This window comes from Acinetobacter sp. GN11, assembly GCF_054823985.1.
In genome coordinates this window covers 1-3313 of the sequence record NZ_JRVL01000293.1, presented here as the reverse complement: position 1 = coordinate 3313, position 3313 = coordinate 1, and the positions used below count along the sequence as shown (strand labels likewise).

Sequence of the window (3313 nt, the reverse complement as noted above, 5' to 3'; positions counted from 1 at the left end):
AAATTAATTAAATTATATAAATCAGCTCAGAAAAAGCTATAGATTTTGCAAAACTAGAAACTGTAGTTTTCTTATAATCATAGCGACTGAAGTGCTCTGTAGCAGCACTTAGGATTTAATCTCTTACCTCATGATCTTCTGGTCCTCCCGTCGGGAGAAGATAACTACTCTTTTCCCGATTCATATTTTTTATTTGATCCTTTTTTGAAAATGACAGTTTAACTCGACCTATTTATTATTGACAAATAGTGACTATATTATAATATAGTCACAATTAATAATTATTCAAAACATTGGATAAATATATTGTCTAAAACTCTCGTTGTCTTACCAATATAAGCTAATGCTTTGCAATTCACGGATAGAAAAGTACAGGTACAAACTGATTCAGTCCTTACTGCTGTAGCAGTTTATAAAGCGAGAATTATTATGCGGGAACAATCAGTACGCCAGCCGTTAAATACACATGATTTAAATCATGCGATCTTAAACGGACCCATTCCCCAAGTAATGCTAAAACTGGCGTTACCAACCATAGCTGTTTTGCTTGTACAAACTCTGATTGGATTACTAGAAACATATTTTGTTAGCTCTTTAGGAACGGATGTAATAGCTGGCGTAGCCGTAGTGTTCCCAATTCTTATGCTCATGCAAATGCTAGCGAATGGTGGATTTGGTGGAGGACTAGCTTCAGCAATTGCTCGGGCTTCTGGAGCAGGTCGATCAGAAGATGCCCAATCCCTTGTCTGGCATGGTGTAATTCTTGCTGGCATTTTGGGAGGAGTTTTTAGTATTGTTATGCTCACCTCAGCCCAGATGATATATCACTTAATGGGCGTTACTGGCTTAGCTTTAGATGCAGCCCTAAAATATTCCAATATTATTTTTATAGGTTCACCCCTTATATGGGCTGTAGCCCTACTCTCAGCCGCATTACGTGGTGCAGGTGATACAAAAACTCCGGCCCGCATAACGCTTCTAGGTGGAGTACTACTTTTACCCCTATCACCTATTTTCATTTTTGGTTGGGGATTTATTCCTTCATTTGGCGTGGCCGGAGCTGGACTCGCTGTATTAAGTTATTATATTTTTGCCATCATATACCTAATTAAGCACATGCGAACAACGCATAGCATTATCAAATTATCGATCAAGCCCATTAATTTTCAGTTCTTCAAAGATATTCTTGGTATTGGTTCACTATCCGCTATCGGAATAATTCAACTCAATTTAACTGTTGTCCTCATAACTACCTTAGTTGGTCAATTTGGATCTGATGCAATCGCTGGGTACGGTATTGCGTCCCGATTAGACTACATACAAGTTCCACTTATGTTCGGTATCGGTTCGGCAATTATGACCATGGTTGGTATTAATTATGGAGCTGGACAACTTCAAAGAGCACGTCGTATAACATGGATCGGGGTTTTCATTACGTTTCTTATTACTGGCTCAATAGGACTTTTCTTTAGTATTTTTCCTTCCATTTGGCTTGGTTTTTTTAGTCATGATCCATCTGTTCTTCAGACTGGAACAAATTACTTGCAGCATGTGGCGCCTTTTTATAGCGCGATAGGTATTGGTATGGCACTTTATTTTGCAGGCCAAGGTTCAAAACGATTATTAGGTCCTCTCTTAGCAGGTACAATCAGAATGATCATTGCTGCTGTTATTGGAAGTATCTCTGTCTTATATTTTAATGCAAGTTTATCAACCTTCTTTCAAATCATTGGAGCCAGTGCTTTGATATTTGGTTTAGTATCTTGCTTGGCAAATTTTATACATAGATGAAGTCGCATTCAGTTTAAAAGAGGATTATTCGATCTTCTTAAAGATTTTGCACAAATCTTCTAGAACTGTGCTCAGCTCTTTTGTACCGTTCTAAGGGCTAAACTTAAAAATTTCTGGTTGAATTCTTATGGGTAATTGGGTGGATATTTCAAAAGATACCAACACAGGTATTGAAACCATCCGTGCCCATTTTACTGGCCATGCCTATGACCCACACTGGCATTCGAGTTATTTAATTGGTGTAACAGAATCCGGCATTCAGCAATTTCACTGTCGAAAAAAACAAATCAATAGTCATGCTGGGCAAGTCTTTATGCTTGAACCCGAAGAAATTCATGATGGACATGCTCCTGCATCTGATGGCTTTACCTATCAAATGCTGTACCTACATCCAGACTGGTTAAAACAACGCATCCAAGGTTTATTTCATAATAGTCCTGACCACTACGAGTTAGTAATTGATGCACCACTAAAGTCAGATGAGCAGCTCGCTATTGTTACTTCTCAAGCATTTCAACATTTACACTATAAAGAAATGAATATTGTGAAAGATAATAGTCTAGATCTACTTATTCAGTATATCGCACAAGGGAAATGGTTAAAAAAAGCTCACCAATCATCTTTTGCTCATACGCCTCGAATCGCATATCAAATTCGAGATATTTTGCATGATCATCTATTTGAAGATATTGGACTTGAAGACATCGCTCGCATGATAGGCCTAGACCGCTACCATATTCATCGCATTTTTAAAGCAACATTTCATTTAGCCCCGCATCAATATCTTATTCAACTCAGACTTACGCGAGCACGCGATTTGCTCGCCAGAAGCATTGCTCCCGCACAAGTTGCTTCCGATTTATGTTTTGCAGACCAAAGTCATTTAAGCCGTTGGTTCAAACGTTGCTATGGTTTAACACCCGCAGCCTATAGAAAAATCTGCACAAATCTTCAAGATTAAAAATCTTAATTATTTCATCTTGTATGCCCCTATTAACTTAAGTCAACAAGATGGAAAACCTCACTGCATTTTCATTATTTGCTATTGTTGCCTCAATTACGCCTGGTCCAACCAATTTTATAATTTTGAGTTTAAGCAGCCGTTATAAAATTTCTAAAACGTTTCCTGTCATTTTAGGTTCTTGCATCGGGGCTGCCCTACTTGTACTCATCGTTGGCATTGGACTGGGTTCAACTCTTCTGGCTTACCCAATTATTCAAAAAATAATGACATTGATTGGTTTAATCTGGCTCACCTCATTGGCTTGGAAATTATATAACTACAACCCTATTATTCCTTCCGAACAAGACAACGAAAAAGAGAAAATTGGTTTTCTTGCCGGATTTTTTATGCAGGCAGTTAATCCTAAAACATGGCTAATGGCTTTTGCAGTGATTAGTGTTTACACAAAACAAGAGCAAGATATTTGTCTAAATGTCTCAATTTTATCCTTCATTTTTTTAATTATCGCAATTCCATGTCTTTACATCTGGGCCTTAGCTGGCAGGTTAAGCAACCGAT

3 protein-coding genes are annotated in these 3313 nt (G+C 37.9%); all 3 read left to right on the top strand.

Annotated elements, in window-relative coordinates:
* Positions 1 to 429 precede the first annotated feature (429 nt).
* Complete coding sequence (locus tag NL42_RS18445; RefSeq protein ID WP_461313856.1) at positions 430 to 1791, top strand: MATE family efflux transporter; 1362 nt, start codon at positions 430 to 432, stop codon at positions 1789 to 1791.
* A gap of 127 nt (positions 1792 to 1918) precedes the next feature.
* On the top strand, positions 1919 to 2752 hold the full coding sequence (locus tag NL42_RS18440; RefSeq protein ID WP_461313855.1) for an AraC family transcriptional regulator: 834 nt from the start codon (positions 1919 to 1921) through the stop codon (positions 2750 to 2752).
* 50 nt (positions 2753 to 2802) lie between these two features.
* Positions 2803 to 3313: LysE family translocator (locus NL42_RS18435; protein WP_461313854.1), on the top strand; the 511-nt coding region annotated here is incomplete at its 3' end.